Here is a 5582-nt window from a genome sequence, read left to right on the forward strand (position 1 = left end):
CCGGGCGGCCGGCGCTCGAAGGATGGGCCCCCGAGAACGCCGGCATGTCGGACAACGAGCGGAAGCAGGCGGCGGGCGGCATTAGATGTGTTCAAGTTGTGGAGGACGATATCCCCGGCGGCGGGGGAGCGGGGGTGTGGCAATATATCTCCTTGCCGCGCGGCTCCGAGGAGGACCGCCCGGCGCGTACCTTGAGAACCGGATACTGCGAGGCGGACATCCGATCCAGTCGGATGCATCCGCCGGGAGACAGAACGAATGCCATTTTGTATGGTAGCAGTGATGTACGGAAGTCAGAAGAGTAAGGCGAGAACCTTGCGATTCCTTTCCAAACCAGAAACTAGCTTATAGCACAGAATGGATCCGATCGGCGTTACAGCCGGCCGGACGGGCTCTTCCGCGCCCATGTATTTGGACGGAGAGTTCGATCCTGGCTCAGGATGAACGCTGGCGGCGCGCCTAACACATGCAAGTCGAACGGCACCCACCCCCGGGTGGAAGCGAGTGGCGAACGGCTGAGTAACACGTGACCAACCTGCCCGGCTCTCGGGGATAGCCGCGGGAAACCGCGGGTAATACCCGGCGAACCCGCCCGGACGCATGTCCGGGCGGGCGAAGCTTTCGCGGAGCCGGATGGGGTCGCGGCCCATCAGGTAGACGGCGGGGTGACGGCCCACCGTGCCTACAACGGGTAGCCGGGTTGAGAGACCGACCGGCCAGATTGGGACTGAGACACGGCCCAGACTCCTACGGGAGGCAGCAGTGGGGAATCTTGCGCAATGGGGGCAACCCTGACGCAGCGACGCCGCGTGCGGGACGAAGGCCTTCGGGTCGTAAACCGCTTTCAGCAGGGACGAGTCAAGACGGTACCTGCAGAAGAAGCCCCGGCTAACTACGTGCCAGCAGCCGCGGTAATACGTAGGGGGCGAGCGTTATCCGGATTCATTGGGCGTAAAGCGCGCGTAGGCGGCCGCGTAGGCGGGGGGTCAAATCCCGGGGCTCAACCCCGGTCCGCCCCCCGAACCCCGCGGCTCGGGTCCGGTAGGGGAGGGTGGAATTCCCGGTGTAGCGGTGGAATGCGCAGATATCGGGAGGAACACCGGTGGCGAAGGCGGCCCTCTGGGCCGAGACCGACGCTGAGGCGCGAAAGCTGGGGGAGCGAACAGGATTAGATACCCTGGTAGTCCCAGCCGTAAACGATGGACGCTAGGTGTGGGGGGAGAGTCCCTCCGTGCCGCAGCCAACGCATTAAGCGTCCCGCCTGGGGAGTACGGCCGCAAGGCTAAAACTCAAAGGAATTGACGGGGGCCCGCACAAGCAGCGGAGCATGTGGCTTAATTCGAAGCAACGCGAAGAACCTTACCAGGGCTTGACATGCTAGTGAAGCCGGGGAGACCCGGTGGCCGAGAGGAGCTAGCACAGGTGGTGCATGGCTGTCGTCAGCTCGTGTCGTGAGATGTTGGGTTAAGTCCCGCAACGAGCGCAACCCCCGCCGCATGTTGCCAGCAGGTAGAGCTGGGCACCCATGCGGGACCGCCGGCGCCAAGCCGGAGGAGGGCGGGGACGACGTCAAGTCATCATGCCCCTTATGCCCTGGGCTGCACACGTGCTACAATGGCCGGTACAGCGGGATGCGATGGCGCGAGCCGGAGCGGATCCCTCAAAGCCGGCCCCAGTTCGGATTGGGGGCTGCAACCCGCCCCCATGAAGTCGGAGTTGCTAGTAATCGCGGATCAGCATGCCGCGGTGAATGCGTTCCCGGGCCTTGTACACACCGCCCGTCACACCACCCGAGTCGTCTGCACCCGAAGCCGCCGGCCCAACCCGTTCGCGGGAGGGAGGCGTCGAAGGTGTGGAGGGTGAGGGGGGTGAAGTCGTAACAAGGTAGCCGTACGGGAACGTGCGGCTGGATCACCTCCTTTCTAGGGAGATACACCTCTAGGAAAACTAGATCATGAAATTGTTCAGACGGGCGCGGTGGAGCACACCCGTCCGGCCTGTCCTCCCGGCGCCCCCGCCCGCAGCGTCCGGTCCCCGGGGCACGCACCCGCGTACCTTGAGAGCCGCATAGCGAGACGAAGATCTGTAGTGAATACATCTGATCTGATCGATTCTCAACTTGAAGAGGACGAAGATTCATCTTCGAATAAATCTGCGAGAACAAGAATATCGAAAGAAATGCAAGGAGCATCTGACCGCCCGGGCCCCCAGGGCCCGGACGGTATGCGACACCCATGCACCGGTCGCCGAGAGCGACCGAGGAACTACGGACGCCCGCGCCGTGGCGCGGGCAAGATACGTAGGGCGCACGGCGGATGCCTTGGCACAGGAAGCCGATGAAGGACGCGGCAAGCTGCGATAATCCGCGGTTAGGGGCACACACCCTTCGACCCGCGGGTCTCCGAATGGGCGAACCCGCCAGGAGAAGTCCTGGCATCCCCCGGAAGAACTCATATTCCGGGGGAGGACAACCCGGGGAACTGAAACATCTAAGTACCCGGAGGAGAAGAAATCAACAACGAGATCCCCCGAGTAGCGGCGAGCGAAAGGGGGCCGACGGCCAAACCGGCGAGCGGGCGGGCGCCAGCCTATACCGCCGCCGGGGTTGCAGGGCCTCCCGCCCGGGAGCTGGCGCTCCCGGCGGGCATCCATCCAGGGGAGCCGAACGGCATGGGAAGGCCGGCGGCACAGGGTTAGAGTCCCGTAGGCGCACCCTGAGGATGGAGCCCGGCGGAGGTCCCTGAGTAGGGCCGGGCACGTGAAACCCGGTCCGAACCCGGGGGGACCACCCTCCAAGCCTGAATACTCTCCTGTGACCGATAGCGAACCAGTACCGTGAGGGAAAGGTGAAAAGCACCCCGGGAGGGGAGTGAAACAGTACCTGAAACCGTGCGCCCGCAAGGCGTCGGAGCACCCTTCAGTGGTGTGACGGCGTGCCTTTTGTAGAATGAGCCAGCGAGTTGCTGGCCGTCGGCGAGGTTAAGCTTTGAAGCGAGCCGGAGCGAAAGCGAGTCCGAACAGGGCGATGGAGTCGGCGGCCGCAGACGCGAAGCCGGGTGAGCTATCCCTGGGCAGGCTGAAGCGGGGGTAAGACCCCGTGGAGGGCCGAACGCACGTCGGTTGAAAACGGCGGCGATGACCCGGGGATAGGGGTGAAAGGCCTATCAAACCCGGAGATATCTCGTTCTCCCCGAAATAGCTTTAGGGCTAGCGTCGCGCGTTAACCCCGGGAGGTAGAGCACCGGATCGATGAGGGGGCTTCGCCGCCTACCGATTCGAACCGAACTCCGAATGCCCGAGGGTCTAGAGCGCGGCAGTCAGAACATGTGGGCTAAGCTGTGTGTTCGAGAGGGAAACAGCCCAGACCGCCCGCTAAGGTCCCTAATTCAGAGCCGAGTGGCAAAGGATGTGCGTCCGCGCAGACAACCAGGAGGTTGGCTTAGAAGCAGCCACGCCTTCAAAGAGTGCGTAACAGCTCACTGGTCGAGTGGACATGCGCCGACAATACACGGGGCTAAGCTCTGAACCGAAGCGGCGGGATGATTCATATCATCGGTAGGGGAGCGTCCCAGCGGGGGCGAAGCGGGAGGGGAACCGACCGTGGACCTTCTGGGAGCGAGAATGCTGGCATGAGTAGCGAGAGACGAGAGGGTAACTCGTCCGCCGTAAACCCGAGGTTTCCTGGGCAAGGCTAATCCTCCCAGGGTCAGTCGGGGGCTAAGGCGAGGCCGGAAGGCGTAGTCGAAGCGCAGCAGGCAGACATTCCTGCACCGCGATGGAACCGTCACGACCGACGGGGCGACGGATCGGGGTGGCTCGGCGGGGTTCTGGACGTCCCCGTGATGGAGCGTAGGCCCGGTGCCAGGCAAATCCGGCACCGTGCGGGCGAGGCTCCGGACGAAGCGATCGAGCGAAGCGAGTGAGCCCGTGGTCCCCAGAAAAACCCCTAGGCAGGCGCCATCGCGCCCGTACCGCAAACCGACACAGGTGGGTGGGTAGAACATACCGAGGCGATCGGGTCAACCATGGTTAAGGAACTCGGCACAATGGCCCCGTAACTTCGGGAGAAGGGGTGCCCCCGCGTACGTGAACCGGCTCGCCCGGGGAGCGGAGGGGGGCCGCAGTGAAGAGGCCCAAGCGACTGTTTACCAAAAACACAGGACTCTGCATAAGCCGCGAGGCGACGTATAGGGTCTGACGCCTGCCCGGTGCCGGAAGGTCACGCGGAGGGGTTAGCGCGAGCGAAGCCCCGAAGCCAAGCCCCGGTAAACGGCGGCCGTAACTATAACGGTCCTAAGGTAGCGAAATTCCTTGTCGGGTAAGTTCCGACCTGCACGAAAGGCGCAACGACTTGGGCGCTGTCTCAACCATGGACCCGGTGAAATTCCACTAGTCGTGAAGATGCGACTTACCCGCGGAAGGACGGAAAGACCCCGTGAACCTTCACTGCAGCTTGGCATTGGCCGCTGGTCCGGCGCGTAGAGGATAGGCGGGAGGCATCGAAGCGGGGGCGCCAGCCCCCGCGGAGCCGCCCTTGGAATACCGCCCCCGCCGCACCGGCGTCCTAACCCCGTCCCTTGAAGCAGGGCGGGGGACCGTGCCAGGCGGGCAGTTTGACTGGGGCGGTCGCCTCCTAAAGGGTAACGGAGGCGCGCGAAGGTCCGCTCGGGACGGTCGGCAACCGTCCTTTTGAGTGCAAGAGCGTAAGCGGGCTTGACTGCGAGGGCTACGACCCGAGCAGGTGCGAAAGCAGGCTCTAGTGATCCGGCGGCCCCACGTGGGAGGGCCGTCGCTCAACGGATAAAAGGTACTCCGGGGATAACAGGCTGATCTTGCCCAAGAGTCCACATCGACGGCAAGGTTTGGCACCTCGATGTCGGCTCATCGCATCCTGGGGCTGGAGCAGGTCCCAAGGGTACGGCTGTTCGCCGTTTAAAGCGGTACGCGAGCTGGGTTCAGAACGTCGTGAGACAGTTCGGTCCCTATCCTCCGCGGGCGCAGGAGAATCGAGGGAGGCTGCCCCTAGTACGAGAGGACCGGGGTGGACGGACCTCCGGTGAACCGGTTGTCGACCAACGGCATGGCCGGGTAGCCGCGTCCGGCGCGGATAACCGCTGAAGGCATCTAAGCGGGAAGCCGTTCCCGAGATCAGTTCTCCTTTTCGGTAAGGGCCCAGGTAGAACACCTGGTCGATAGGCCGCAGGTGCAAGCACGGCGACGTGCTCAGCCGAGCGGTACTAATCGCCCGAGCTCTTACCCGCATCCACGCGTGGGCGTCCTTGAAGGGTGCCGCGCGCTCCGAGCGCGGTCGGGCCGGATGTATCGGCGCGGGTCTTCCCTCCTCGCTGTGCGGCCCCCAGGGCACGCGGAGCCGCGAGGCTCCGGGACATCGCGACACCAGTCGGTGGGCGGAGCGCCGCCCACCGGTCAGCGGCCACAGCGTGCGGGGCACGCCCGGTCCCATTCCGAACCCGGAAGCTAAGCCGCACCGCGCCGATGGTACTGCGGGGGAAGCCCGTGGGAGAGCAGGGCGCCGCTGACCGGTGGACGGCACTTCGGTGCATGGAAGGGGTCCTCCCGCG

General features: G+C 64.4%; 1 protein-coding gene and 3 rRNA genes. All 4 read left to right on the top strand.

The window, feature by feature from the left end; translation table 11 throughout:
* On the top strand, window positions 1-305 hold a 305-nt coding region (locus E4J93_RS08155), incomplete at its 5' end, for a hypothetical protein (RefSeq protein ID WP_222705687.1).
* Between the two features lie 107 nt (window positions 306-412).
* Window positions 413-1922, top strand: a 16S ribosomal RNA gene (locus E4J93_RS03725).
* Window positions 1923-2288: 366 nt separating this feature from the next.
* Window positions 2289-5261, top strand: a 23S ribosomal RNA gene (locus E4J93_RS03730).
* Window positions 5262-5426: 165 nt separating this feature from the next.
* Window positions 5427-5542 (top strand): 5S ribosomal RNA (gene rrf / locus E4J93_RS03735).
* Together the 16S, 23S and 5S rRNA genes form the textbook arrangement of a ribosomal RNA operon.
* The last annotated feature ends 40 nt before the right edge of the window (window positions 5543-5582 follow it).

It is taken from the genome of Collinsella sp. BA40, assembly GCF_008014645.1.
Taxonomy (GTDB): Bacteria; Actinomycetota; Coriobacteriia; order Coriobacteriales; family Coriobacteriaceae; genus Collinsella.